Origin of the sequence: Jonquetella sp. BV3C21 (assembly GCF_000468895.1) — a bacterium.
GTDB classification, from domain to species: Bacteria; Synergistota; Synergistia; order Synergistales; family Dethiosulfovibrionaceae; genus Jonquetella; species Jonquetella anthropi.
This window is the reverse complement of the sequence record NZ_AWWC01000018.1, coordinates 1-22,925: the sequence shown is the minus strand read 5'-3', so window position 1 is coordinate 22,925 and position 22,925 is coordinate 1. Positions and strand designations below refer to the sequence as shown.

Below are 22,925 nucleotides of genomic sequence, written 5' to 3'. Positions count from 1 at the left end.
ACATAAAGCGGGAGGAGCTCACGCTAGCCCCCCCCCGCAGTTTTCCTTCTTATTCGAACCGACTTGTTACTTGAGGATCGTCCCGATGGAGAGGGCGTCTTTCACCTTGATGAGCGGCTTGTTGTGCTCCTCCGCGTACTTGGTGAAGAACCCGTCGCTGTCGCTTTCATCAACGACGAGGATAACGTCCGCATCCTTCATGACCGCCTCAATGGACGCAGCATCCGAGTTGTCGGTGCGGCGCGACATCCCCTCGATGTGCGCTCCAACGACCTTCATCCCGGCGGCATGAGCGGCCTCGATCAGCTTGGTGCAGCGGGCGATCTCGGCGTCGACGTTGGTGCCAGCAGCACCCATACCCTTCATGCTGGTGCCGGAAGTGACGATCAGCGTCTTGTAGCCTTTGTCCTTCAGGCCGTCGACCAGAAGGGTGTTCACCGCTTCGACCTGAACGCCGGCCTGCATGCCCGACATCTTTACCATAACAGCGCCGGGGCTCTGACCGCAGGTAGTGACGATATACGGCCCTTCAAGCTTGGGAGCATCGGCGGCAAACCCAAACGACGCCAGAGCGCAAAGGCTCAGAGCAGCGAAAAACGAGATCAAAACTTTTTTCATTGAAAAACCTCCTTCAGTGAAGAAATTTTTGTTGCCTGTGAGAAATTTTCCTCTCTCTTCCCCGAATTGCGCGTTACTTTGCCAGGGTCTTCTGATCCTTGACAGAGGTGCCGCCAAAGTCGACGGACTTCAGATATTCCTGCGGGTAGCCGAGAACGACGAAGTTGCCCTTCTCGCCGATCATGCCGCCGTCGTAGTACTTGCCGATCAGCTCAAAGGCGTAATCCCACCAGCCCTTTTCCACCGTGTTCAGCGACTTGCAGGTGTAATCGGTCAGATACTGAACGGCCTTCTTCGGGCTACTCTTGTAGAGCCGAACGGCTTCCGCCTCAACCTTGCCCTGATCAGCGAAGAACTTGCTCTCATAGGTCGCTCTCTTCGCCTGAATGTCCTTGAACATGGCGTCCCAACGAAGGTTAGCCCAGTTGTTTACAAGGTTGAAAGCCCACCAAGCGCTGTTCCGGTCGAATTTCGCCCGGTCGCCTCTCGTCCAAGGCGCAGGAATCGTCGTGACGCCGCAGTAAATCGGCACGTACACGGTCGTATCAGGAGCGTCCTCGCCGAACCACAGCACGGTGCTGACCGGCTCGGGCAGATCCGCACGGCTCTGGGAGATGAAGCTGTAGGAGCAGCGGAACAGGGCGATGCTGCGCTCCCAGTCTTCGCCTTCCCGGCCCTTCGGCTTCTGGTCCTTGGCAACCTGCCAGCGGGTCGGGTTGCCGAAGGGACCGGCGGCCTTGTCCTTGGTCAGGTCATACGGAGTGCCTTCCAGATGGTCGCCGTAAATCTTCATCAGGTCCTGAACGGTGAGCTTCTTGTCCGGGGTCACGAACATCGGATACTGGCTGTGGTCGTCCCGAAGCTCCCACTTCTTGGAAGGAGCAACCAGAGACAGGGCGCGCCACTCCCGGCGGGACTGATAGAACGGATAGCCGTAAGGTTCGGGGTTGAAAATCTTCTCAAAGTTGAACGGAGTGCCCTTCTTCCACCAGCCCATTTCCTCGGGCAGAGCCGTCAGGTCGGTGGAGGTCATCACGTTCTCTTTGTCGTTAAAGTCGACGACCTGAGTGCGAGCCCGGTTGGCGCCGACGAAGAATCCGTCATCGGGGATGCGGGTAGCAACCCAGTGAGCGCCCGGCTTGCCGCTCTCAGGAGTCCAGAGCAGACCGCCGCCGCAGACTTCGAAAACCCACGCTTCGTTTCCGTCGCCGACGATCAGCGTCTCGCCGCCGTCACAGTACCCGTACTTCTCGGCCATCTTTCCCATGACCTTCACGGCCTCTTTCGCCGTCGCGGCACGGGCCAGGCCCAGCTGCTCCAGGTTGGCGATGTAGAACATGCCCTTGGGCGAAGCGACTTCGTCCCGGCCGCTCCACGTGAACTCGCCCATGACGACGCCCTTCTCGTTCATGAAGGGGTACCCAACGTTAAAGTACGTGTACGTCTCAGGGGCCTGGGGAATGACGCCCATCTTGACCTGCGGCTTGTCGGGGCGGGTCGCCACGCAGGGGTCGCCCCAGATCTCAAGCATCGTGCCGGGTTTGTGTTTGCCGCCCTTGACGATCTGGATCCGCTGGTCGTACCAGCCGTCACAGGTGTGAGAAACCATGACGGACCCGTCGGCGGAAGCGTTCTTGCCCACGCCCATCGGCGTGCACGCGATAGCCGCTGTTGCCAAAGCAGAAAGAGCTGTTGCCAGAATCAGCGATTTTGAAACTGTTCCAAGTTTCATTCGGTCTGTTCTCCTCCTTCATGATTTGCCTCGGCAAAAAATTTGCCGAGAACCTGAATCAGCCAACTGCGCCGTAATGCACAAACATACAACGCGCTTCTATGATACGTTTTTTTATCTAAAATTCAAGAAGCCCCAAGAGCAGACGACGCTGGCCCTCCTGAGCCTCTTAGGGTGACGAAAACGAAACGCGATCCCCGTCGTGACGCGCGCGCGCGCCGCATCGGACTTTCAGATCCCCGCCAAATAATCTGAAAAATCGTTCTCGTAAAACTTATGTTTTCGTTCAAAAAACTTAAATTCCAACCTTCTAGCCCCGAGCCCCGTCACTTCCCCAGCGCCTGCTCGATCATCCGCCCCTGAGCCAGCCAAAGACTTGCCTGGGCTATCCGGGCATTTCTCAGATAACCGGCCAGCGACTGACCGGCCCGGGTGAGCTCTGTTCTGGCCTGGAGCACGTCAAGCTGGGGACTGACTCCTTCTTTGTAGCCGGCTTCGGCGTACTTCAGGCTTTCTTCGGCCAGCCGAAGGTTTTTTCTGCCCGCCTCCACGGTCTCCAACGCGCTGGTGAGACTCAGTCTGGCCTGTTGAAGGTCCGCTCGGATCTCGTCCGAGGCGCTTTCCAACGCCAAGTTCGCCTGATCGCGGCGGGCCTTGGCGCTTTTTACCTGACCGCTGGTCAGGCCGCTGTCAAATACCGGGACTGAAACCGATAAGGAAGCAGTCCACTGGTCCGACCTGTTGACCGACGGCGTTCCCGCCGCGTCGTAGGCGAAGCGGTACGCTCCGGTAACCTGGACCGTCGGCTTGAGTCCGCTGGCCGCCGCTTGAATTTCCTTTTCAGCGGCGGCGGCCTGTGCCTTTTTCGCCAGATAGTCTTCCCGTCGGGACAAAACGGTCTCTTCGTCAGGTGCGTCCTCGTTCAACCGGCCGCCCTCCGGCACTCCGTCATTCAGGGTGCCGCGCAGGACAAGCGGTTGGTCAGGCGGCAGGCGAAGCAGCGTTTTCAGGGAGATCGCCGCCGACTCTAAAGCGTTGTTCGCCGCGATGAGCGCCGCCCTGGCGTCTTCCTTCTGCTGGCTGACTCGCACCCGGTCAAGGTGCGTCGCTAGGCCGAATTCGACCCGTCGGATCAGTTCCTGTTCGGTCTTCTCGTAAAAGTCCAGCGCCTCGCGGGCGGTACGGCAGACTTCCTGCTGATAGAGCGCGTCGCAGAACGCGCGCCACACCGAGAAGGCAACCTGCTCCCGGGTTCTCTGAAACGAGTGCTCGGCGCTGGACAAGGCCAAGGCAGCCTGTTCCCGCTTCGCCTTCAGCCGCCCGCCGGCGTAGAGGGTTTCAGACAGTCCGACCGACAGAGAAGCGTCCCGGTCAGGACCTTGGGGCATATCGTACGCCGTCCCAGTGCCGCGCAAAAAGACCGTCGGCCCAGACCCGGCAGCCGCACTCTTTTTAGCGCCCTGAGCGTCTGTCACGCCCTTGCCGGCCGCCAGAACCGACAAGTTCTCGTCGAGAGCCCTTCGCAGCGCCTCTTCCATTGTCAAGGTCACAGGAGCCGGCGACGCGCACCAAGCCCTTCCCGCCGCGGCAAAAAGCCCGATCAATATTCCCAAAGAAACCAGCCTTCTCATCTCTTCCTCCTTTGAATAAATCCGGACGTCGATGCCGCGGAATTTCATCAATGTATCAGACTCAAGTTCTTTAAAAATTGTATACTCCTCGTTTGAAATTGCAACGGCAGTTCGGCCGGTGAGCGTCCTTGCGCCGCGCACTTTGACCGGCTTCCGACGGGCTTGGCCGCCCATTCCCTGCAGCTCAAGAAACGCCCTTTTCAGCAGCCGCCGAAGTTACCGAGCCGCAAGCCGAACGCGTCTGCTAGAATGAGTTATAAACTGCAACTGAACTGTCGCCAGTCCTTCACAAGGGAGCGAAGTCATGGGCATCCTTCCGAATCCATCCGTTCTTTTCCTCCTCGCCACGGCGGTCGTCTGCGTGCTGTTCCAGAGGCTTCTCAGGGCGCGGCTGAAAAAGGACCAGTACTTCTACATGAGAGACCTTTCCTTGGCCGGTGCGCTGGTGCTCCTCGGACTTTGGAGCGGCCGTCCGACCATCGCCCTTTTGGTCGCCGCCAGCCTGCTGTCTCTCTACATCGGCCTGGCCGACCAAGTGAAGCCTTGGAAGCTTTGGAGCTGGTGCGTTCCCCTCCCCGGTCTCTTTTTCGCCCTCTGGGGCGCGCGGATTTCATTTTTCTCGCTGACCGGAAGCTCCTACTATTACCTGAACAGCTTCAAGTCGGTGGCCCTGACGACCTGCTGGATGTCTCTGTTTCCCCTGCTGTTCAAAAAGCTCGACCAAATTCCCGGGCTGGCGGGACACCTTCTGAGTGTCAGCCTGTGCCTGATGAGCTTCGTCACGGCCCTGTCGTCTCAGGATTTGAGCGACGCTTTTTTAGTTTGTCTCGGCTCGCTGCTGCTCGTGGCAGCGTACTGGAGCCGATTGGGACACCATTACCGGCAGCTTGACAGCGCCCTCTGCTTCATGTGGGGAACCCTTGTGGCTGGCATTTCCATTTTAGGCGTCAGCAAGGGTATCGCCATCACGTCGCTCATCGTGATCCCCTTAGGGTTCTACGCCCTGCCGCTTGTCGAGTTCTCCCTCGGGGTGATGAACAAGGCGTTTACCAGCCGCCGCACTTCTACCGTGCCGTACCTGTACGGGAAGATGTTGGAACGGGGCGTCGACCACCCCTCGGCGGTCCGGCTGGTCACGACGATCTGCTTCCTCTTGGGCGGAACGGTGACGTTCTTTCAGGTGGTCCCGCACGGCGCCGCGATGAGAATTTTCGTCGTCGCCATCACGGCCGCGCTCGGCGCTCTCGTCTGGACGCTTTGGGGCGGCCGGCAGCGCAAGGTGCGCCGAGAGCTGTGGGGCGTCCGGCTGGACGGCATTTCGATGAACTACGCCCTCTCCAAGGCGCTGGCCTGGCTGAAACACCCCCAAGGGGCCTGCTTGGTCGTTACCCTGAACGCTTTGGGAATCAATGAGACCCGCAGCGACCCGGAGTTCCGCCGAATCGCGAACGGCGCGGAGCTCGTCCTGCCGGACGGCAGCGGGCTGGTTATGGTCATGAGAATGCTTCAGATGGCAGTGGTGGAGCGCATTGCCGGCATCGACTTCGCTGCCCGCCTCTGCCGGCTGGCAGCCGTTGAAAAGTTCCCCGTTTTCCTCTACGGCGGACTTCCCGGCCGGGCGCAGGAGGCGGCCCAGAACCTGCAAAAGCTCAACCCGGGACTGATCATCGCCGGGACACAGGACGGCTACCACGACAAGAGCGAGGACAGCCGAATTGCCAAGGAAATCGCCCAGTCAGGGGCGCGGATCCTGTTCGTCGGGCTGGGGCAGCCCAAGCAGGAAAAGTGGATCCACGCCCACCGAGCCGACCTGCAGGGAATTCTGTCTGTCGGGGTCGGCGGCTCGCTCGACGTGTTCGCCGAACGGCTGAAGAGAGCGCCGGCCATTTATCAAAAGCTCGGGCTGGAGTGGCTTTACCGCCTGATTCAAGAGCCCGGACGGTTCAAAAAAGATATCGAACTCGCCTCGTTCGTCTTCTGGGCGTTCGTTGAGAAAATTGGACTTCCGGTTCCCCGGAAGCCTGACGAAGGAGATACGCCATGACCATCATCATGACCGCAGGAGACCTGATGAAGCGGGACCTGTCGGCCGTCTTGGAAACCGACACGGTGGCCGATGCGCTTCGAGTCCTTCACAGCCACAGACTCTCCGGAGTTCCAGTAGTTGACGCGTACTGGCGGCTGGTCGGCTTCTTCTCCGAAGCCGACGCGCTGGAGCTTGCCCTTCCCACGACGGCCCAAATTCTTCAGCAGGAGTCCTTCCTCTTTGACGAAGAGAAGCTGTTAAGCGCCCAATTTGCCCGTATTTACAGCCAGCCTGTCAGCAAGTATATGCAGCGCCCGCCGCTGTCCGTTCACCCATCGGCCCACATTCTGAGCGTGGCGCAGCTGATGCTGGACAAAAAGCTCTACCGGATCGCTGTGACGGATCGGGACGTCCTTGTGGGCGTGCTGGACCAGAGCGACTTCTGCGAGTACCTGCTGGCTCAGGTAGGCCCGTCATGACCGAGCCAACCCGCGACGCCGCTTGGAAGGAGCAGATGGCCGCCCGAGCCGGCCAAGATGCCCTCAAAAAACGCCGCCACGAAGAGGAACAGCAGGCCCGATACGACTTAGCCGACGCCCAGACAAAAAAGATGGTCCGAGCGGCGATGCGGAAGGCCGATTCGATCTTTGCGGAAGCGCAGGCTCGAGCCTCGGAGGCCCGAAACCTGAAAGAGCGCCAGCTGATCGAGCAATGGAACGAGCGCTGCGCCCAAGCCCAGCAGAACGACTACGGCGAGCTGGCGAAAACTCTGGCTCAGATACTTCTCAACGGGGAACAGGGCCATGATTGAGACGATGTACCACCTGTCTCTCTGGTGTCCCCGTTCAAAGGCCGCCGACCTGCTCGATTTCCTGTTGGCCGACGGGTCGGTGCAGATTCAGTCCGACCAGGACGACGCCAGACTGGACGAGCAGAGCGCCGATCTGGTGGCTTCTCATCAAAAGTTGCGGTCTATTTTGGCGGCGCTGGGCGACGACGCGGCGTCGGACGGTTCGACGGTGGAGCTTTTGCTGCACCAGTTTGAAAAAATGCCGGAGCGGACGCGTCAGACGCTCTGCGGCAATTTAGACTCGATCGGCGAAACCATTGAGGCGCTCCACGCTCGACTGGCGTTCCTCAAAGAGGAGCGGGAGAACTTAGTCCAATCACTGGCCGTCGCCGGACGTCCTCATATCCCTGACCGAGCGGATCGGGTCAGGTCCCTCTGGTGGGTCAGCTTCGAATCGTACCCTCTCTGCCGGGCCAGGCTGAACGAAGCCGTCTCCGGCCTGCTCGAACGGGCTGATGATGCGGTCGCCTACAGCCGTCACGACTGTCCCCGTTCGGACCTTCTTTTAGTAGAGATCGCCCTGCCGCGCGAGATGGACGAGATGGGCCGGTCGGTTCTTCGGTCAGCCGGAGCCAGGCAGTGGCTGCCGCCGGGAAAATTTGAAAAGCTGAACTACGGCCCTGCCTCCGAGGCAATGGAAATGGAAATTCGGCGGCTGGAAGCGGCAGCTTCCGAAACCAGCGCCGAACTGACCGCCTTGGGCCGCAAGTGGGGCCCCAAACTGGCCGCCCTTTCGTTCCTCACCGAACGGAATCTCGCCGTCCGGCGGGCCCTTCTTCGGTGCCGCGCCGCTGGCACAGCGGTCAACTTGGAAGGCTGGCTCCCCGAGAGCCGGCTGAAAGCGTTTTGCCAGTCCATTCGGGAAAAATTCGGCGACTCGGTGGCCTTAACGCTCCGACAGCCCACGAAGGAAGAGATGCCGTCGGTTCCCACGGCCCTGAGACAGTCGCCGCCGGTACGGCCCTTCGCCCTGTTCCTTCAGCTCGTTCGGCCGCCCGGCTACGGCTCCACTGACCCGACCGCGGCGATCAGCCTGTTTTTTCCGTTTTTTGCCGGGTGCATCGTCGGCGACATCGGCTACAGCGCCGTCATGCTGCTCCTCTTGTGGGTTCTGTGCCGCTGTCAGAAGTCGCCGATTTTCAAGGACCTGCGTTTTATCCTTTCGGCCGTAGCCGTCTGGGGAATCATCTGGGGCGTCGCGTTCGGCGAGTGCTTCGGCGATATGGGGCATAGGCTCTTCGGGCTCGAACCCCTTTGGGTCGAACGGGGACATGCGGTCATGCCGGTTCTCTTCGCGTCCCTCGTCATGGGGCTGGGACACGTGCTTCTCGGCCTGGGATACGGGGTCTTTCAGTCCCTTCGGGGCGGACACAGGCATCACGCGGCGGAAAAAGCCGGACTGATCGTCGTGATCCTTTCCGTTCTGATCTGTCTGGCCCCAGCCGGCCGCCTTCTTCCCAAAAGCGCCGTCTATTGGGGACTGGGAGGCTGCGGAGCCGGGTTCCTCCTGCTGACTGCCGGTGGAGGAATTGGCGGCATCGTCGAGTCGTTCAGCGCGTTCGGCAACATTCTGAGCTACGTCCGAATCGGGGCCATCGGCCTGTCGTCGGCCATTCTGGCCGTCACAGCGTCCAAGTTTTTGGACACGTTCGGCCTGACGGCGGTCGGAATCTTGGCCGCCTTGGCGATTCACACTCTCAACTTCGTGATGGCCTTCGCCGAGTCAGGGCTTCACGCGGCCCGTCTTCACTACGTCGAGTTCATGGGAAAGTTTTACGACAGCAGCGGCAAGCAGTTCACACCGTTCACCGACAGGAGGTTTCACTCATGGAAAAAGGTCTCATAGCTCTCGCCGCCGCCCTCGCGGTCGGCATCCCTGCTGCAGCGACGGCGTATGCTCAGGCAAAAATCGGCAGCGTTGCCGCTGGCGCCATCGCGGAGAAACCGGAGACCGCCGGAACGATGATCATTCTGGAAGCCATTCCTGAGACGATGGTCATTCTGGGGTTCGTCGTCGCCATCATGCTGGTGCTCCAGTTCGCCTGACCGTGTCGGCCACTCAGGCGTCCCCACAGCCTCTGCCTCAGGGGTTTTTAAAGGCCCTTGACGACGAGCTGGCCGCGGAACTCGCCGAAAGCGAGCGCCAATGGAACGAGAAGATCGCCGCGCTCGTCCTCTCGCGCCGTGACGAAGCGGCTGAAATTTACCATCAGGCCATGATCAGCCATCAGGCCGCCCTGCGTCAGGCCGACGAGGAGTTCGAGCGGACGCTGCGCAGCATCGACGCCCGAGGCGCCGCCAAGGTTGCGTCGATTCGCGCGGCGCGGGTTCAGGAGACGGTACGAAAGGAACTTGACCGAATCCGCGGGCTCAAATCCTATCCGGACGTCCTGTCCGGCCTGATTGCTGAAAGCTCTCTGGTCGTGGACCGAATTAACCACTTCGAGGCTCCCGAGCCGGAAGCCTCGATTTTGGCGCGTCTGACCGGCGCGCCGGTGCGGCCTGCCCCGTTCGACTGCTGGGGCGGTTTTCTTTGCGTCGATGAAGGAGGGACGATCCTTGACTGCACGTTCCGTACCCGATGGGAGCGTCTCCAGGCCAGCGGCCTTCCAGAAAAAGCTCTCCCAGCCGTCTAACTTCAGCTACGTCGCCGGCCGGCTGAGCGCCCGCATGAGGGAGTTCTTCACGCCCAGCGAGCTAGACGGCTTGGACGGCGCCCCCCTCGGCGAGTTTGAGCGACGCATTCTGGCCAGCTCCTACGGCCCGCCGTACCGACGGGACTTCTCGCTGGCTGCCGGGCCTGTTTCGTTCCGGCTGGACTCGATGCTGACGGCCGAGACGAGCCGCCGACTGGCAGACCTCGTTCGTCTCAGCTTAGGAGAAACCGCTCTGGCCGCCTGTCTTCTCGGCGTTTTGTCAGACCTTCCGTTAGGCCTCGCCTTCCTGCGCAACTTGGCATTCCGTCACCCCACGCCGCCGCGCCAGCGCCCGTGCTTCGGCGTTTTGGATCAGGCGTTTTGGCACCGTCTCTGGGCTGACTGCGCGGATATGGGACGAGTTGAGACGATCTGCAACGAACACGCCTCGCCTCACGCGCCGCTGCTGCTTTTGTCCGTCGATCGGGCTCTGTCTCAGGGCCGCCTCGACGGGGAAATGGCATGGGCCGACGGCCTGCTGGCTCTGGCTTTTCACTGGCTGGACGAGTCCGGCCTTTCCGGCCGGACGCTGCGGCCGTTCATCGAGCAGTACACCGACGCTTGGAACTACCGAATCTGGGCCATGCGCCAGCAGGGAAACGCTGACGTTCCTTTTTTATCGGTCCACGGCGAGCTGCGCCCTGACGTTTTAGCGTCAGCCAAGACGGAGCGGGCTCTGTTCGCCGGCACGGTCTGGCGCTCTCTCAGGTCGCCGGAACACCGGCACACCGCTCAGGACATGGAGCGGGACCTTCTAGGCCGAATGACCCGGCTGAACCGATCCGACCCGCTCGGAGCCGGGCTGATGGCTTCCTACGCCGCCCGGCAGTTTCTCGAGTACGAGCGGCTGTCGTCGCGGATCCGCCAGCTGGCTGGAGCCGAACGATGAGCCGAATCCTTCTGGCCGGGGACATGTCCTTTCTGTCCCTCTGGCCCTTTGAGGTCACGTGGAGGATGGCCCTCAGCGCCGAAGGCCTCGCGTCAGCTGAAGTCGCCTGGCCGCCGTTCGACGAAGGCGACCTCGTTTTATACCAACAGGGACTCTTGAGCCGACTGTCTCCGGACCGGCGTCGGGAGCTCGTCAAAAAAAGCCGGGCCCGGTGGGTGGAAATTCCGCCGCCGTCGCCGCCTAAAGGAGGAACGGGAGATGAAAACGCCGCTGGCCCGAGTTGAGTGGATCTGCGAGGACGAGGTTCGGGCGTCGATTGACGTTCCTCTCTGCTCCGGCGAGCTGGCGGTTTCAGACGACGGGGAGTGGGTCGGCCTCGTGACGTCGGTGCGCCAAGGGGCGGTCGTCCTCCGCTCCCTCGACCCGCCCGAACGGCTCGTCGTGGGACAGCTTCTCCGATTTCTCGGTTCCGATCACCTGCCCGACATGGATTCTCTCCGCTGGGGATCGGTGATCGACCCGCTGGGCCGGGTTCTGCACGACGGCCCCAGGGGCAGGAACCCGATTTTAGGAACTCACACCAGAAGTTTTTGGGGACTGGGACGGCTCGAAACCGCCTTTGAAGTGCCCCGCGGCTCGTCACTCGTCATAGCCGGCGACGGCTCGGTCGGTATCGCCAAGCTGATGGCCGAGGCACTCAGGCGGCAGACTGCTGACTGGGCGGCGGTCGTCTGTCAGGGCGGCCTGCGGGAGCTGAACAGGCTCATCGACGGCGCGGTTGATGCCGGAACTGTTGAAAAGACCATTTTCATCTGGTCGCCCCTCTGGAGCCGCCCGGCTCTGAGCCAGCTCATCCCCCAGTGCCTGAAGAAAGTCTGCCAAGCCGCGCCCCAAGGGCACGGCCTGATATTGTTCGACGACCTGCGGCGGTGGATTGAAACGGGCCGGGAGTGGAGCGAAGAAAGCGGGCAGGACCTGCTGGCTTCCGGCTTCTCTCCCCTGTGCCGAATCGGCGTGGCCCGACTGTTGGACATGCCGGCCCGGGGCATAGAGACGTCCGTCTCCTTGCTGGCTGGCTGGACCGTCGACCGAACGTCGCCACGGCTCACCGAACACCCGTACGGCCGGCTCGTCGAGCTTTTGACCGATCAGGGAATCGTGCTGGAAAACCGGCAGGAACGGCTGCGCCCCACGTATGACGGCTGGGGACGCGCCGCCTTGGCCCTTCAAAGCCGAAAGGCTCTCGAAGAGGCTGCCGATGGGTACGATGACGCCGGCCGGGCAGCCGCGCTTCGCTTGGCCGAGCTGCTCGACGGCCTGTACCTCTCTCTCGGCCCCGGCGAGATCGACGACGTCCCGGCGACACCGTGGCGTCCGTGCGACCACGACAAAATTCTTTACCTCTGCGAAACGCCTGACGCCCTGCCGGGCGACTTTCCCGCTCGGGCCCAGCGGTTGGGCTTTGAGTCCCTCGACGGGCCGGAAGCCTCTCGCTTGGCGATTCGAAACTGGCTGAACAGCTGCGGCCGGAAAGGAGATCTGCCGTGAGCCTTTCGCGCGTCGGCTCCCGCCGAATATCCCGGCTGGAAGGCACCGTCCTCTGGGTGGACGGGCTTCGCTCGGCCCACCTGAACGATCTGGTCACTGTCGTCAACGGGCGGGGCGAGCAGTTCATCGGTCGGGTCACGGCCCTTCACGGCCGACAGACCCGCGTCCGCTTGGACGACGCCTTCCCCGGCATGTCACCCGATGACTTAACCGTCTGGCTTGGCGCCGACGAGCCGGACCTTCCGAGCAAGCTGCCCGTTTTAGTCGATCAGGCTGAACGGACGCTCGTCCCGTTTTCCACCGGCGTGCCGGCCCTTGACGCGCTGTTTCCGCTGTACCGAGGCGACCGAATCCTTTTAACCGCGCCCACGCAGGAAGCCGGACTTTGGACTGCCTCCCGGCTGCTGTACGACGCGACATCGGACGGCCAGACGCCCCTGTACGTGGCGATCGGGACGCCCCGCTCCGCTCTGGCGGAAATCCGTGGGTCCTGGGACGACTTGGGCCTCGACGAGAACAACCTGTTCGCCGCGCCGTGCGACGCCACGGCGTTTCGAAGTCTGGCGCCCCTTCGGGCCGGCGCGGTGCGGGCCGTCGAGCTGGCTCAGTCCGGCCAGCCGGTCTGCCTGATCATCCGCGACTTGGACGCTTGGTTCGACCTGTACCAAGAAAAATTGCTTCTTCGCGGCGCCGTCCGCAGCGTCCGCGGGGCGCTGAACTCGTTTCACGGCATGGTCTGCCAAATCCTCGACATGGCCTACCAGTGGCGCAACAGGCTGACCGTCGTCGCCCTGCTGTCCGACTGGGCCGATCGGGGCAGCCCGTCGCCGCTCTGGGGACTTCGCGCCTACTTCGACTTGGCCGTTCACATCACCCGGTCCGAAACCGTCGGATTGGACGGCGAAACGAGCCACTGGCGGGACACCCCTCAGCGGACGGAAGCCGCGTGGCTCCGACGCCAGTTCAAAGCCCTGTCAGCCGAAATCAGCTCGCTTCGCCGCTGGGGCGACGAGGTGCCGCCGGACTTGGCGTCCTTCCAGTCCAAGCTGAACGCCTTTCTCGCCCTGCGTCACGCTCCAGAAGGCCGCACGCCGGTCTCTCTGGCGTGGGAGGTCCTGAGCTGGGTCGACGAAGAGCGACTGAGGAAGATCCCGCGTCCTCTCCTGCGGGACCGGCTCTCGTCAGTCCGGGCCAGAAGGGACGGTGACAAGCCGTGACGCAAGAGACCCAGCCGTCCGTCTGCGCCCTTCGGCTCAGCCGGGCTGCTGCCCGGCGTCGGGCGGCTCAGCGAGAGGCGGATGACGCCCGTCTTCTCCTTGCCGAGCGGCTGTTTTCCACCGCTTCCCAGTTGGAGACTCTCCGGCTTTACGAAGGGAGCGCGGCGGTCGAGGAGCTTCGGGCCGACCTGCCGCCGCTTGACGGACCGTCCGACGGCGGCCAATCGGCCGGCAGCCTGTCGCTTTTGTCGTCCCCTCAGGCACAGAGGGCACTGGGGGCGCTCAAGCTCCAAAAAGAAGCGCTCGGCCGGTACCTCGACGCGGCGGCCGCCTTGGACGCCGCCCGAGACGAGGAAGAGCGGCTTCGCCTTCGGCTGAAGAACGCCCCCATGCCAAAGCCCGCTTCATCGGGCCCCTTCTGGGACGAAGTGCCGCTTCGCCTGCGGCGGCGGACGAGATGAAGCTGCTCGTCGCGGCGGTGGGACGCCCGAAAGAAGCGTTTATCCTCCAAGGCGTCGCGTCGTACCTTGAGCGGCTCCGGCCCTTCATGGCCGCGTCGCTGACGTTGATCCCCGACGGCCGGCTCGGCAAGCTGGACCGGCTCCGGCGAATGGAAGCCGAGGGCGCTGAAATTTTAAAGCTTCTCGGTGACCGGGACCAGCTGATCGTCCTGGACGAACGGGGGCGAACCTTCACCAGCGAGGCGTTTTCCAAAGAGCTGTTCTCCCAATTGGACTCGTCGCCTGGCCGGCTCGTCCTGCTGATCGGCGGTCCGTGGGGCATATCGCCCCAAGTCAAGGAGCGGGCCAGTTCCCTTTGGTCCCTCTCGTCTCTCACGTTTCCACACGAACTGGCCCTTCTCGTTTTGGCAGAACAGCTTTACCGAGCCGCGTCGATTCGGGCCGGAACAGGGTATCATCATCCATAATTGAAGGAGTGACCCGTATGAAGTTTGGCGGCAGCAATATGGGCAACATGAGCTCGATGATCAAGCAGGCGCAGAAAATGCAGCAGGAAATGCAGAAGATTCAGGCCGACTTGGCGAACGAGAAGGTCGAAGGTACCGCCGGCGGCGGCATGGTTACCGCGACGGTCAACGGTCAGGGCGACCTGCTGGGCGTCAAGATCTCCCCGGAAGTCGTCAACCCCAGCGAGGTTGACGTGCTGGAAGACTTAGTCCTAGCGGCGGTGAGCGAGGCAAGCCGAAAGGCGAAAGAGCTTATGCAGAGCCGGATGGGCAGGCTCACCGGCGGCATGAACCTGCCGTTCTGAGGCACAACGTGACACTTCCAGAACCTCTTGAGCGGCTCATATCCCTGTTTAAGGAACTGCCAGGCGTCGGGGCCAAAAGCGCCCGACGCATGGCTTTTTTTGTACTTCAGCAGCCTCAGTCTTACGCCAAAGATATGGCCGACGCCTTAAACGCACTGAAACGCGATGTCGCCACCTGCAGCCGGTGCGGCAACCTGACGGTGACCCAGCCCTGCCCGATCTGCTCCGACCCGATGAGAAACCGCCATCTGCTCTGCGTCGTCGAGTCGCTGGAAGACCTGACGAGCATTGAGCTTTCCGGGCTCTTCAACGGCCTGTACTTCAACCTAGCCACGTCCGTCTCGCCGATGGACGACCGGGAGAACATTCCGCCGGACGTGATCGAGCGCCTCAGGGCCTTAATCGCTCAGGAACCGATCGAGGAAATCATCATCGCCACAAACCCGCGGGTGGAAGGAGACATGACCTTCTACGCCCTACTGGACGCCTTGGCTGACCTGCCGGTGACGAAAAGCCGGCTGGCCTACGGCCTGCCCGTCGGCGGCAGCATCGAGTTCGCCGACCGGGTCACCCTTCACGCCGCCCTTGAAAGCCGACGGCCCGTGACGGGAGACTAGCCGATGCGCCTCACTGCGGCCATTCTGGCCGCTGGGTCTGGATCCCGCCTCGGCGGGGTGCCCAAACAGTTCAGGCTTCTGGCAGGCCGACCGCTCTGGCACTACAGCTACGAGACGGCCAGAGCCGTCTGCGCCAAATTCGACGCTGAAATTCTCCTCGTCCTGCCGCCCGACGCCGAAGAGGCCTTTCAAACTGCCGAAAAACTGGCGCCGGACGCCCGACTCATCGCCGGCGGAACGAGCCGGGGGGAATCAGCCCTCAAGGCCCTTCAGGCGGCACGAGGCGAGCTGATCGCCCTGCACGACGCGGCCCGGCCCTTCGCGTCGCCGGACCTGTGGGAGAAGCTGGTCGAGGCGGCGGGAAACGGCCGAGCCGCCGTCCCGGTACTGCCGGTTCCCGACTCGCTCAAGCGGCGGGCCGGCTCCGGCTGGGAGCCGGTGAGCCGGGAGGGGCTGTTTCTCACCCAAACGCCTCAGGTCTTTCCCCGGGACGAACTGCTGCGCGCCCTCACGGGCCGAGCCGACGCAGCCGGGCTGACCGACGAGGCCCAAGCGTGGCTTGAAGCCGGAAAAGAGCTGGCCGCCGTGGACGGCGAAGAAAAAAACGCCAAAATCACCCGCCCGGGCGACTGGGAGCTGGCCTGCCGGCTTGCCGGGCCGGAAATCCGAACCGGCATCGGCTATGACGTGCACCCCCTGACGCCGGACCGTCCCCTCGTCTTGGCCGGCGTGACTGTACCGTCCCCGCTGGGGCTTGCCGGCCATTCGGACGCGGACATCATCAGCCACGTGGCCGCCGACGCGGTGCTGTCGGCCGCGGGACTTCCCGACATCGGCACCCTTTACCCGTCGTCTGACGAGCAGTACGCGGGCTGCCGAAGCATGGACCTCTTGGCCGACGCGGTGAGCCGCGCGGAGCAGGCCGGCTGGTCGGTTCAATTCGTCTCGCTGGTCGTGACGGCTCAAGTGCCCAAACTGGCTCCTTACGGCCCGGCGATCCGTCAGGCCCTCGAAAAGGTCCTTGGCGACGGAAAAATCTCGGTGACCTTCAAGTCGGGCGAATCGGTCGGCCCGGTCGGCGAAGCCCAGGCGATGGCCGCATGGGCGGCGGCAACCGTCGCTCGGTCGGGGTTGCGTTTGCCCGCCAGACCGCTATAATGCTAACAATTACCCGGGAGGAGGAGCCCCTATGAACATCCAGGAACACTTCGCGCCGTATCAGGGTTTCACTTTCGACGACGTGCTGCTCGAGCCGCAGTACAGCGAGGTTCTGCCGGCCCAAGTGGCCGTTGACTCGTGGATCACGCCGGAAATCAAAATCAATATCCCCATCTGCAGCGCCGCCATGGACACGGTGACGGAAGGCCGGCTGGCCATCGCGATCGCTCGGGAAGGCGGAATCGGCATCGTCCACAGGAACCTGTCCATCGACGACCAGGCCAGAGAGGTGGACAAGGTCAAGCGGTCCGAGGCGGGCGTCATCACGGACCCGTTCTACCTGCACCCGGAAAACCCGGTTCAGGACGCCCTCGACCTGATGAGCCACTACCACATTTCCGGCGTGCCGGTGGTGGACCACAACATGAAACTGGTCGGCATCATCACGAACCGGGATCTGCGGTTCATCGACGACTTCGTCCAGCCGATCAGCGCCGTCATGACGAAAGAGGGGCTCATCACCGCTCCCGAAGGAACCACGCTGGCCGACGCGGAGGAAATCCTGCGGCACGTCAAGGTTGAAAAGCTGCCGCTGGTGGACAAGAACGGCAAGCTCAAAGGGCTCATCACCATCAAGGACCTGCAGAAAGTCAAGGACTTCCCCAACGCGGCCAAGGACTCTTCAGGCCGGCTGCGCTGCGGCGCCTGCGTCGGCGTGGGAGCCGACGTCATGGAGCGGGTTGACGCGCTGGTGAGCGCCCACGTCGACCTAATTGTGGTCGACACGGCGCACGGCCACTCCAAAAAAGTTCTGGACACGGTCAGCGCCATCAAGCGCCGTCACCCGGACCTTCAGGTCATCGGCGGCAACATCGCCACGGCTGGCGCGGCTCAGGCCCTGATCGAGCACGGCGCCGACGCGGTAAAAGTCGGGGTCGGCCCCGGCTCCATCTGCACCACCCGAATCGTGGCGGGTATCGGCGTGCCCCAGCTCGCGGCGGTCTTGAACGTGGCCTCCGCCCTAGGGAACTCGGGCCGCAAGATCATCGCCGACGGCGGCATTCGCTACTCCGGCGACATGGTTAAGGCTCTGGCCGCCGGCGCTCACTGCGTGATGATCGGCTCGCTGCTGGCCGGAACGGAAGAAAGCCCCGGCGAAGTCATCATCTACCGCGGCCGGTCGTATAAGACCTATCGGGGCATGGGCTCGCTTGGCGCCATGAAGGGCGGCTCGTGCAAGGACCGGTACTTCCAGGAGAACTCCAAGGACAACAAGCTCGTCCCCGAGGGCATTGAAGGGCTGGCGGCCTACAAGGGCTCGGCTGGCGACGTCATCTATCAGCTGGTCGGCGGCCTTCGGGCTGGCATGGGGTATTTAGGAAGCCCCGACCTTGAGACTCTCAGGAAAAAAGCCCGGTTCGTCCAGATTACCGCCGCTTCGGTGAAGGAGAACCACCCTCACGACGTGGTCGTCACCAAGGAAGCTCCCAACTACTGGGTCGAATAAAAACAAGGCCTCCCGTTCGCAGAGAACGGGAGGCCTTTTTAACGCCTTAATTTTCTTTTCGGCTTCAACCGCCGTCAGCTCTTCTGCTCCGACGCCCGCCGCTCCACGTAGGACGTGCAGCCCAGCGCCAGGCGAATCGTCAACAGGCCGGAAATAACCAGCATGGCCCCGAGAAGCACGCGAGGCACGTTTCCCGTCCGGGCTCCGAGCCAGTTGGACAGGATAATAACTGCCAAGACGGCCGAGATGATCCCTCCGACCAACAGGCCCCACGCGCCGGGAACGGCCTTCACCCGCCACCAGCTGACGAGCCTCATGACCCCGTCGGCGATGAAATAGAGCGCGATCAGGACGCTCAGCGTCGCCGCGCCCGCCTCGGGCAGAAAGACCATGATGGCCCCCAAAACGGTCAGAACTGCGGCGAAAATTCGGCCAACGCTCCGCGCCGTGCCGACGCTCCGAAACGACAGGGCAAACTCGGCTCCCGCCGCCAACAGGACGGCAACGCCGGCCACCCGCTGAAACGCCACGGAAAAGACGAGCGACACGATCCAAACGGCACAGCCGAGAAACACCATCAGGCTGCCGACGAAGAACGCCTGTCTCTGCAGGGCCTTCACCGACTCAGTTGTTACGTCGAGTTTTTCCAACAGCAACGGTCTCACCTCCGCGGGGTCAGCGTATCACCGGTTCAGCTCCGGCACAAGAGGAAAGCCCGCAAAAGTCCCGCCGCCCTGTTGGCCGCCAGCCGCCTCTCAGCTGGCCGACTCCAGCATCTCCACAAACGCGCCCAGACGGGTGGAAAGCTGCTCCTTGTCGCTGGCCGAGTAGTCGGTCTCGACGGCCAGATAGCCCCGACCGGACGACTGGACGACCTGACGGACAGACCACGTCTCCACCGCGTAGGTATGGCACGACGTGAGCGTCACGTCCACGACCCCCGCGACCCGGTACCGGTCCATCAGGTACTTGAGGGCGTCCATTCGATTGCAGTTCGGGCTCATGATGGAACAGCCGATGGAAAGGTACTTGCGGGTGATCGCGTCCATCGGATCGCCGGTCTCGTCGACCAGATAGCCCAGTTCCTTCTCGCCGCCGCAGTTCTCGTAGCAGACGACCACGCCGCCGGCCGCCTCAATGGCGTCGACGACCTTCATGGCCCCGCCAATCGGACAGCCGGTGACGAGAACCCTCGGGCCGGTCAAGCCCCGCCGGTCGCCGTTTTCCCAAGCGGTCTGAATCTCCTTGACGCAGTTCTCCAGCCAGTTCACCGCATCTTCCTTGTGGAAGTGGGTCTGCATGTAGTCGCCGAACTCCTGAACTTCCCGGCCGGTCAGAGCCGGGTCGTCGCACGTTGACAGGTTCCACATCTCGCGGAGCGCCCGGCGCTCCCGGTTGCGCAGCGCGATCGACGCCCGAAGGGCGTCGTCGGTTATCGGCTTGCCGGTCAGCTCGCCGATGAACTTCCGAAACGCCTCGTACTCCCTCCGAAGGAGTTCAAAGTCCTGCGGCCGGTCGGCCTGATGCGGCAGGTCGATCATGTACACCTTTTTTATGCCCTGCATCAGCTCGTACATCTTCCGCTTGCCGTCGCAGGTCGTCTCTCCGACCACCACGTCGCAGAAATGGAAGTACGGGCAGCTTCCCCGAAGCGCGTGTCCGTAACTGGCCTTAATCAGCGGGCACAGGTTTCTCGGCAGGTGCTCTTCCGCCGCCGGGATCGCCGCGTCGTTCTTCGAGCACAGGCTGACCGAAACCGCGCCAGACGCGTTGACGATCTCCCACGGCATATAGGTGCAGTAGCACCCCACCACGATGCCGCCCGATTCTTTGAACTCCTTCACCTGAATCACGCCGCCTTTGGCGTGCTCTCTCATTTCCGCCACAACTTGACTGATCGACCTCATGCCTTCCCCTCCCAACCAATCAGCGCCGCCCCTATGGCGCCTGCGAACTGAGACCGAGAGTCCACCGCCACGTCGCACTGAAGAACCTGTGACAGCATGACTCGAAGCGCTTCCGACCGGGCCAGCCCGCCGGAGAAGAAAATCGGCGGCTGCCAACCCAGACGGCCCAGCATTCCCGCTACCCGGGTCGATATGGACCTGAAAATTCCCCTCGCCAAGGACTCCCGGTTAGCCCCTTGGGCCAGGTGGTTCACCAGCTCGGTTTCGGCGAACACGGCGCACATGCTCGAAATGGGCAGTTCCTCCCCCTGAAGTGGAATGTTGAGGAACTCGTCCATCTGGAACCCCAGCGCGGCGGCGGCCATCTGAATAAACCGGCCCGTTCCGGCCGCGCAGCGGTCGTTCATCGCGAAGTCGCTCACCACTCCCGACGCGTCCATCGCGATGACCTTGCTGTCCTGCCCGCCGATGTCGATTACCGTCCGAACGTCAGGGGAGAGAAAGCGCGCCCCCCGAGCGTGACAGGTGATCTCGGTCACCTTGCGGGTCGCGTCAAGGAACGTTTTACGCCCGTACCCGGTAGCCACAATGCCCGTCAGCTGCCCGGTCTCGACGCCGCACGACGTCAGAAGCCGCTGGGTCAGCTGGCGGCCAGACTCGCCGGGGCTCCACCCCGTCGGAATCAGGTCGGTTCCCAGAATCTGACCGTCAAACAGTGCCGCCTTGGCGCCCACCGAACCAATATCAACCCCTAAAACTAACGGCACGGCTTCTCCCCCTCTTTTCATTCTTATTCAGAATGAAAATGATAATTTCTTTAAAATTTTATTCCCCGCCGCCGCGTCAGTCAAGCTAGCTGGCCTACTGATAAAAAGCAGGGCCGAGAGCGCAATCGCTTGCGCTCTCGGCCCTGCCGTATCGTTAAACTATACGCTATTTGACCTCTGAAACGTCCCCGCCGAGCTGAGCGCGGACAAAGGCCAGCGCCGCATCGACAGCGTTTTCTATAGAGCTTCCAGCGGCCAGTTCGGCCGCGACGGCGGCGCTCAGGATATCGCCCAAGCCGACCGGGCGCGGCGAGTCAAGCCTTGGACCGTGCCAAACTTTCGCCTGACCGGCGTGCCACAGCACGTCGGTCACGGTTTGGCCGTCAAGCCGGCCGCCAGTCACCAGCACCGACACGGGGCCCATATCGGCGATGCACCGGGCCGCCTCCTGCAGGGCGTCCTCCGTTTCGATCGGAAGGCCGCTCACGAGGCTTGCCTCCGGCGAGTTGAACACCGCCACGGTCGCCAGCGGCAGCAGGCCGCCTTTAACCACTTCAAGGGTCGACTTATCCGAGTCCGGGACGCCTGACTGGAGCATTCGGAACGGGTCAAGCACCAATTTCGCGTTCGGGATCTCCCTTAGCGCGGCGGCCAAAGGCTCGACGATGTTTTCCCGGTCCACCGTCCCGACCATCACCGAGCCGACCGCCCCGGCTGTAATTTCCTGTATTTGAGCGGCCACGCACTCCGCCGGCAGCTCATGACGAATAGCCCCGTCGCGGCCCGAAGCCAGCACGGTCGTCGCGGCGCCCAGGCCGCGGACGCCAAGCGCCTCAAAAGTCCGCAGGGCGGTGATCAGTCCGTCGCCCGAAGAAGCGAGCGCTCCCACGAAGAGCGCGGTTCCCCGATAGTCTTTCATGACAGTCCTCCTTTTCACGGCATCATCGCGCCGCACTGACATTATACCCGGCTCGGCGCCCCGGCGCTCTGTTATAATGAGTAGGACCTTCGGGGCAGAGCCCCGATCGCCGTGAAACAGCCAAGAGGGGGAACAGGATGATTTACGATGCGGTGATTGTCGGCGCCGGACCTGCCGGCGTTTTTGCCGCGCTCAGCCTCACCGAACAGGGCAAGCGCGTTCTCATCATTGATAAAGGACGGCTCATCAAGCAGCGCAAGTGCCCAATACTCGAAGGCAAGGTTTCCAGCTGCGTGAACTGTCCCAGCTGCGCCATCGTCTCCGGGTGGGGCGGCGCCGGAAGCGCTTCCGACGGCAAGCTCACCATCACCACCGGGTACGGCGGCAACTTGGAAGAGTACATCGGCCGGGCAAGCGTGGCCGAGCTGATCGAACGGGTCGACAGCACGTTCGTCCACTTCGGCGCCGACCCAAAATTCTACGAGCCGTCGGGACAGGCCGTGCGGGACACCATTCACCGGGCCGCCGCCGTGGGGATCAAAGTCCTCCCGGCCAAGATCCGCCACATCGGCACGGACGCCAGCCGGGAAGTACTGGACGCCATGTATCACCACCTCAAAGCGCTGTGCGACATTCGTATGGACACGTTCGTCTCCGACGTGATCATCGAGGACGGACAGGCCAAGGGCGTCGTGACGGCCAAGGGCGAGCGGATCGAGAGCAAAACGGTCATCGCCGCGCCGGGCCGGGACGGAGCCAGCTGGCTGGAAACGGTGATCCGGCGGCTTGAACTGCCCATCGCCTCCATGCCGGTCGACGTGGGCGTCCGAGTGGAAGTCCCAGACAGCGTCTGCCAGGACCTGACTCGAGACTTCTACGAGGTCAAATGCCTGTACAACACCCCCACGTTCGACGACCGGGTGCGCACCTTCTGCATGAACCCATCGGGGTTCGTGGTCAGCGAGTTCAACAAGGCCCACAAGCTGGTGACCGTCAACGGCCACAGCCTCAAGAACACCAAGTCGAACAACACCAACTTCTCCATTCTGGTGACGAAGAACTTCACCCAGCCGTTCGGCGACCCGATCGGCTACGCGACCCATATCGCCCGGCTGGCCAACATGCTGGCCGGCGGCGGGATCCTCGTTCAGCGTCTCGGCGACCTGCGGGACGGCCGGCGCTCCACGCCGGACCGAATCGCCCGGGGCATGGTGGAACAGACCGGCCCGGCCGAGCCGGGCGACCTGAGCCTCGTCCTGCCGCACCGGCACATGACGTCAATCGTCGAGTTCCTCGACGCACTCAACGCCATCATGCCGGGCGTCAACCAGAACGACACGCTTCTCTACGGCGTGGAGATCAAGCTGTACTCGCTCCGCGTCCAGCTGAACACTACCCTTGAGGTGCCGTCCGTCCGCGGGCTTTACATGGTCGGCGACGGGGCTGGCGTCAGCCGGGGAATCATTCAGGCGGCCGCCAGCGGCTTAGTGGCCGCCCACTCGGTCTGCGAACGGCTGTAGCGCCTTCCAGCTTACTGATACTGAACGCAAAAGCTCCGGCCCAGTTGGTCT

24 protein-coding genes are annotated in these 22,925 nt (G+C 62.7%); 17 read left to right on the top strand and 7 right to left on the bottom strand.

Features of this window, described 5'->3' with window-relative positions:
* Positions 1-66 precede the first annotated feature (66 nt).
* From HMPREF1249_RS04255 to HMPREF1249_RS04245, 3 genes are all read right to left on the bottom strand, one after another.
* Complete coding sequence (locus tag HMPREF1249_RS04255; protein ID WP_008520307.1) at positions 67-618, bottom strand: DUF6305 family protein; 552 nt, start codon at positions 616-618, stop codon at positions 67-69.
* A gap of 73 nt (positions 619-691) precedes the next feature.
* Complete coding sequence (locus HMPREF1249_RS04250) at positions 692-2,350, bottom strand: dipeptidase (protein WP_008522563.1); 1,659 nt, start codon at positions 2,348-2,350, stop codon at positions 692-694.
* A gap of 326 nt (positions 2,351-2,676) precedes the next feature.
* Positions 2,677-3,981 (bottom strand): TolC family protein, encoded by a 1,305-nt coding sequence (locus HMPREF1249_RS04245; RefSeq protein WP_231366878.1) that lies wholly within the window; start codon positions 3,979-3,981, stop codon positions 2,677-2,679.
* 304 nt (positions 3,982-4,285) lie between these two features.
* Here HMPREF1249_RS04245 and HMPREF1249_RS04240 point away from each other — a divergent pair, with 304 nt between their 5' ends.
* Genes HMPREF1249_RS04240 through guaB form a run of 16 tightly spaced genes read left to right on the top strand, consistent with a single transcriptional unit; the run spans position 4,286 to position 17,761 of the window.
* Positions 4,286-6,025 (top strand): WecB/TagA/CpsF family glycosyltransferase, encoded by a 1,740-nt coding sequence (locus HMPREF1249_RS04240; protein ID WP_008520299.1) that lies wholly within the window; start codon positions 4,286-4,288, stop codon positions 6,023-6,025.
* Positions 6,022-6,486 carry a CBS domain-containing protein gene (locus HMPREF1249_RS04235; RefSeq protein WP_008520297.1) on the top strand — a complete coding sequence of 155 codons (465 nt, stop codon included), beginning with the start codon at positions 6,022-6,024 and terminating at the stop codon, positions 6,484-6,486. The genes HMPREF1249_RS04240 and HMPREF1249_RS04235 overlap by 4 nt, the downstream gene beginning before the upstream one ends.
* Positions 6,483-6,818, top strand: coding sequence for a hypothetical protein (locus tag HMPREF1249_RS04230; RefSeq protein ID WP_008520296.1), 336 nt, complete (start codon positions 6,483-6,485; stop codon positions 6,816-6,818). The genes HMPREF1249_RS04235 and HMPREF1249_RS04230 overlap by 4 nt, the downstream gene beginning before the upstream one ends.
* Positions 6,811-8,703 carry a V-type ATP synthase subunit I gene (locus HMPREF1249_RS04225; protein ID WP_008520293.1) on the top strand — a complete coding sequence of 631 codons (1,893 nt, stop codon included), beginning with the start codon at positions 6,811-6,813 and terminating at the stop codon, positions 8,701-8,703. The genes HMPREF1249_RS04230 and HMPREF1249_RS04225 overlap by 8 nt, the downstream gene beginning before the upstream one ends.
* On the top strand, positions 8,685-8,903 hold the full coding sequence (locus tag HMPREF1249_RS04220) for an ATPase (protein ID WP_008520290.1): 219 nt from the start codon (positions 8,685-8,687) through the stop codon (positions 8,901-8,903). Before HMPREF1249_RS04225 ends, HMPREF1249_RS04220 begins: the two co-directional genes overlap by 19 nt.
* A 2-nt stretch (positions 8,904-8,905) precedes the next feature.
* Entirely contained in the window at positions 8,906-9,493 is a 588-nt protein-coding gene (locus HMPREF1249_RS04215) for a hypothetical protein (protein ID WP_008520288.1), read from the top strand.
* Entirely contained in the window at positions 9,417-10,442 is a 1,026-nt protein-coding gene (locus HMPREF1249_RS04210; RefSeq protein ID WP_231366877.1) for a hypothetical protein, read from the top strand. Before HMPREF1249_RS04215 ends, HMPREF1249_RS04210 begins: the two co-directional genes overlap by 77 nt.
* Positions 10,439-10,726, top strand: coding sequence for a hypothetical protein (locus tag HMPREF1249_RS04205; RefSeq protein WP_008522560.1), 288 nt, complete (start codon positions 10,439-10,441; stop codon positions 10,724-10,726). The genes HMPREF1249_RS04210 and HMPREF1249_RS04205 overlap by 4 nt, the downstream gene beginning before the upstream one ends.
* Positions 10,701-11,990, top strand: coding sequence for a type III secretion protein (locus tag HMPREF1249_RS04200; RefSeq protein WP_008522559.1), 1,290 nt, complete (start codon positions 10,701-10,703; stop codon positions 11,988-11,990). Before HMPREF1249_RS04205 ends, HMPREF1249_RS04200 begins: the two co-directional genes overlap by 26 nt.
* Positions 11,987-13,207, top strand: coding sequence for an ATP synthase F1 subunit alpha (locus HMPREF1249_RS04195; protein ID WP_008520284.1), 1,221 nt, complete (start codon positions 11,987-11,989; stop codon positions 13,205-13,207). The genes HMPREF1249_RS04200 and HMPREF1249_RS04195 overlap by 4 nt, the downstream gene beginning before the upstream one ends.
* Positions 13,204-13,668, top strand: a complete 465-nt coding sequence (locus HMPREF1249_RS04190) for a hypothetical protein (protein ID WP_008520283.1) — start codon at positions 13,204-13,206, stop codon at positions 13,666-13,668. The genes HMPREF1249_RS04195 and HMPREF1249_RS04190 overlap by 4 nt, the downstream gene beginning before the upstream one ends.
* Positions 13,665-14,135: a 23S rRNA (pseudouridine(1915)-N(3))-methyltransferase RlmH gene (locus HMPREF1249_RS04185; protein ID WP_021775883.1), complete on the top strand. Its 471-nt coding sequence runs from the start codon at positions 13,665-13,667 to the stop codon at positions 14,133-14,135. The genes HMPREF1249_RS04190 and HMPREF1249_RS04185 overlap by 4 nt, the downstream gene beginning before the upstream one ends.
* Before the next feature lie 17 nt (positions 14,136-14,152).
* On the top strand, positions 14,153-14,479 hold the full coding sequence (locus tag HMPREF1249_RS04180; protein WP_008520281.1) for a YbaB/EbfC family nucleoid-associated protein: 327 nt from the start codon (positions 14,153-14,155) through the stop codon (positions 14,477-14,479).
* A gap of 8 nt (positions 14,480-14,487) precedes the next feature.
* Positions 14,488-15,096 carry a recombination mediator RecR gene (gene recR / locus HMPREF1249_RS04175; RefSeq protein WP_008522554.1) on the top strand — a complete coding sequence of 203 codons (609 nt, stop codon included), beginning with the start codon at positions 14,488-14,490 and terminating at the stop codon, positions 15,094-15,096.
* Positions 15,097-15,099: 3 nt separating this feature from the next.
* Entirely contained in the window at positions 15,100-16,254 is a 1,155-nt protein-coding gene (gene ispF, locus HMPREF1249_RS04170; protein ID WP_008520279.1) for a 2-C-methyl-D-erythritol 2,4-cyclodiphosphate synthase, read from the top strand.
* 31 nt (positions 16,255-16,285) lie between these two features.
* On the top strand, positions 16,286-17,761 hold the full coding sequence (gene guaB, locus HMPREF1249_RS04165; protein ID WP_021775884.1) for an IMP dehydrogenase: 1,476 nt from the start codon (positions 16,286-16,288) through the stop codon (positions 17,759-17,761).
* Between the two features lie 74 nt (positions 17,762-17,835).
* On the opposite strand, the gene HMPREF1249_RS04160 is transcribed toward guaB, so the two are convergent.
* From HMPREF1249_RS04160 to thiD, 4 genes are all read right to left on the bottom strand, one after another.
* Positions 17,836-18,426, bottom strand: a complete 591-nt coding sequence (locus HMPREF1249_RS04160; RefSeq protein ID WP_231366876.1) for an HdeD family acid-resistance protein — start codon at positions 18,424-18,426, stop codon at positions 17,836-17,838.
* A gap of 90 nt (positions 18,427-18,516) precedes the next feature.
* Positions 18,517-19,668, bottom strand: a complete 1,152-nt coding sequence (locus HMPREF1249_RS04155) for a double-cubane-cluster-containing anaerobic reductase (protein WP_021775893.1) — start codon at positions 19,666-19,668, stop codon at positions 18,517-18,519.
* Entirely contained in the window at positions 19,665-20,435 is a 771-nt protein-coding gene (locus HMPREF1249_RS04150) for an acyl-CoA dehydratase activase (RefSeq protein ID WP_008522551.1), read from the bottom strand. The genes HMPREF1249_RS04155 and HMPREF1249_RS04150 overlap by 4 nt, the downstream gene beginning before the upstream one ends.
* A gap of 166 nt (positions 20,436-20,601) precedes the next feature.
* Complete coding sequence (gene thiD, locus HMPREF1249_RS04145; protein ID WP_008522549.1) at positions 20,602-21,354, bottom strand: bifunctional hydroxymethylpyrimidine kinase/phosphomethylpyrimidine kinase; 753 nt, start codon at positions 21,352-21,354, stop codon at positions 20,602-20,604.
* A 137-nt stretch (positions 21,355-21,491) separates the two neighbouring features.
* Here thiD and HMPREF1249_RS04140 point away from each other — a divergent pair, with 137 nt between their 5' ends.
* A complete protein-coding gene (locus tag HMPREF1249_RS04140; protein ID WP_008520270.1) occupies positions 21,492-22,874 on the top strand; it encodes an NAD(P)/FAD-dependent oxidoreductase in 1,383 nt (460 codons plus the stop codon).
* The last annotated feature ends 51 nt before the right edge of the window (positions 22,875-22,925 follow it).

Coding starts and splice junctions, on each gene's coding strand:
- HMPREF1249_RS04240 (WP_008520299.1), top strand. CDS start 4,286: ATGGGCATCCTTCCGAATCCATCCGTTCTTTTCCTCCTCGCCACGGCG.
- HMPREF1249_RS04220 (WP_008520290.1), top strand. CDS start 8,685: ATGGAAAAAGGTCTCATAGCTCTCGCCGCCGCCCTCGCGGTCGGCATC.
- guaB (WP_021775884.1), top strand. CDS start 16,286: ATGAACATCCAGGAACACTTCGCGCCGTATCAGGGTTTCACTTTCGAC.
- HMPREF1249_RS04250 (WP_008522563.1), bottom strand. CDS start 2,350: ATGAAACTTGGAACAGTTTCAAAATCGCTGATTCTGGCAACAGCTCTT.
- HMPREF1249_RS04140 (WP_008520270.1), top strand. CDS start 21,492: ATGATTTACGATGCGGTGATTGTCGGCGCCGGACCTGCCGGCGTTTTT.
- HMPREF1249_RS04235 (WP_008520297.1), top strand. CDS start 6,022: ATGACCATCATCATGACCGCAGGAGACCTGATGAAGCGGGACCTGTCG.
- HMPREF1249_RS04230 (WP_008520296.1), top strand. CDS start 6,483: ATGACCGAGCCAACCCGCGACGCCGCTTGGAAGGAGCAGATGGCCGCC.
- thiD (WP_008522549.1), bottom strand. CDS start 21,354: ATGAAAGACTATCGGGGAACCGCGCTCTTCGTGGGAGCGCTCGCTTCT.
- HMPREF1249_RS04155 (WP_021775893.1), bottom strand. CDS start 19,668: ATGAGGTCGATCAGTCAAGTTGTGGCGGAAATGAGAGAGCACGCCAAA.
- HMPREF1249_RS04180 (WP_008520281.1), top strand. CDS start 14,153: ATGAAGTTTGGCGGCAGCAATATGGGCAACATGAGCTCGATGATCAAG.
- HMPREF1249_RS04245 (WP_231366878.1), bottom strand. CDS start 3,981: ATGAGAAGGCTGGTTTCTTTGGGAATATTGATCGGGCTTTTTGCCGCG.
- HMPREF1249_RS04205 (WP_008522560.1), top strand. CDS start 10,439: ATGAGCCGAATCCTTCTGGCCGGGGACATGTCCTTTCTGTCCCTCTGG.
- HMPREF1249_RS04225 (WP_008520293.1), top strand. CDS start 6,811: ATGATTGAGACGATGTACCACCTGTCTCTCTGGTGTCCCCGTTCAAAG.
- HMPREF1249_RS04255 (WP_008520307.1), bottom strand. CDS start 618: ATGAAAAAAGTTTTGATCTCGTTTTTCGCTGCTCTGAGCCTTTGCGCT.
- HMPREF1249_RS04200 (WP_008522559.1), top strand. CDS start 10,701: ATGAAAACGCCGCTGGCCCGAGTTGAGTGGATCTGCGAGGACGAGGTT.
- HMPREF1249_RS04185 (WP_021775883.1), top strand. CDS start 13,665: ATGAAGCTGCTCGTCGCGGCGGTGGGACGCCCGAAAGAAGCGTTTATC.
- ispF (WP_008520279.1), top strand. CDS start 15,100: ATGCGCCTCACTGCGGCCATTCTGGCCGCTGGGTCTGGATCCCGCCTC.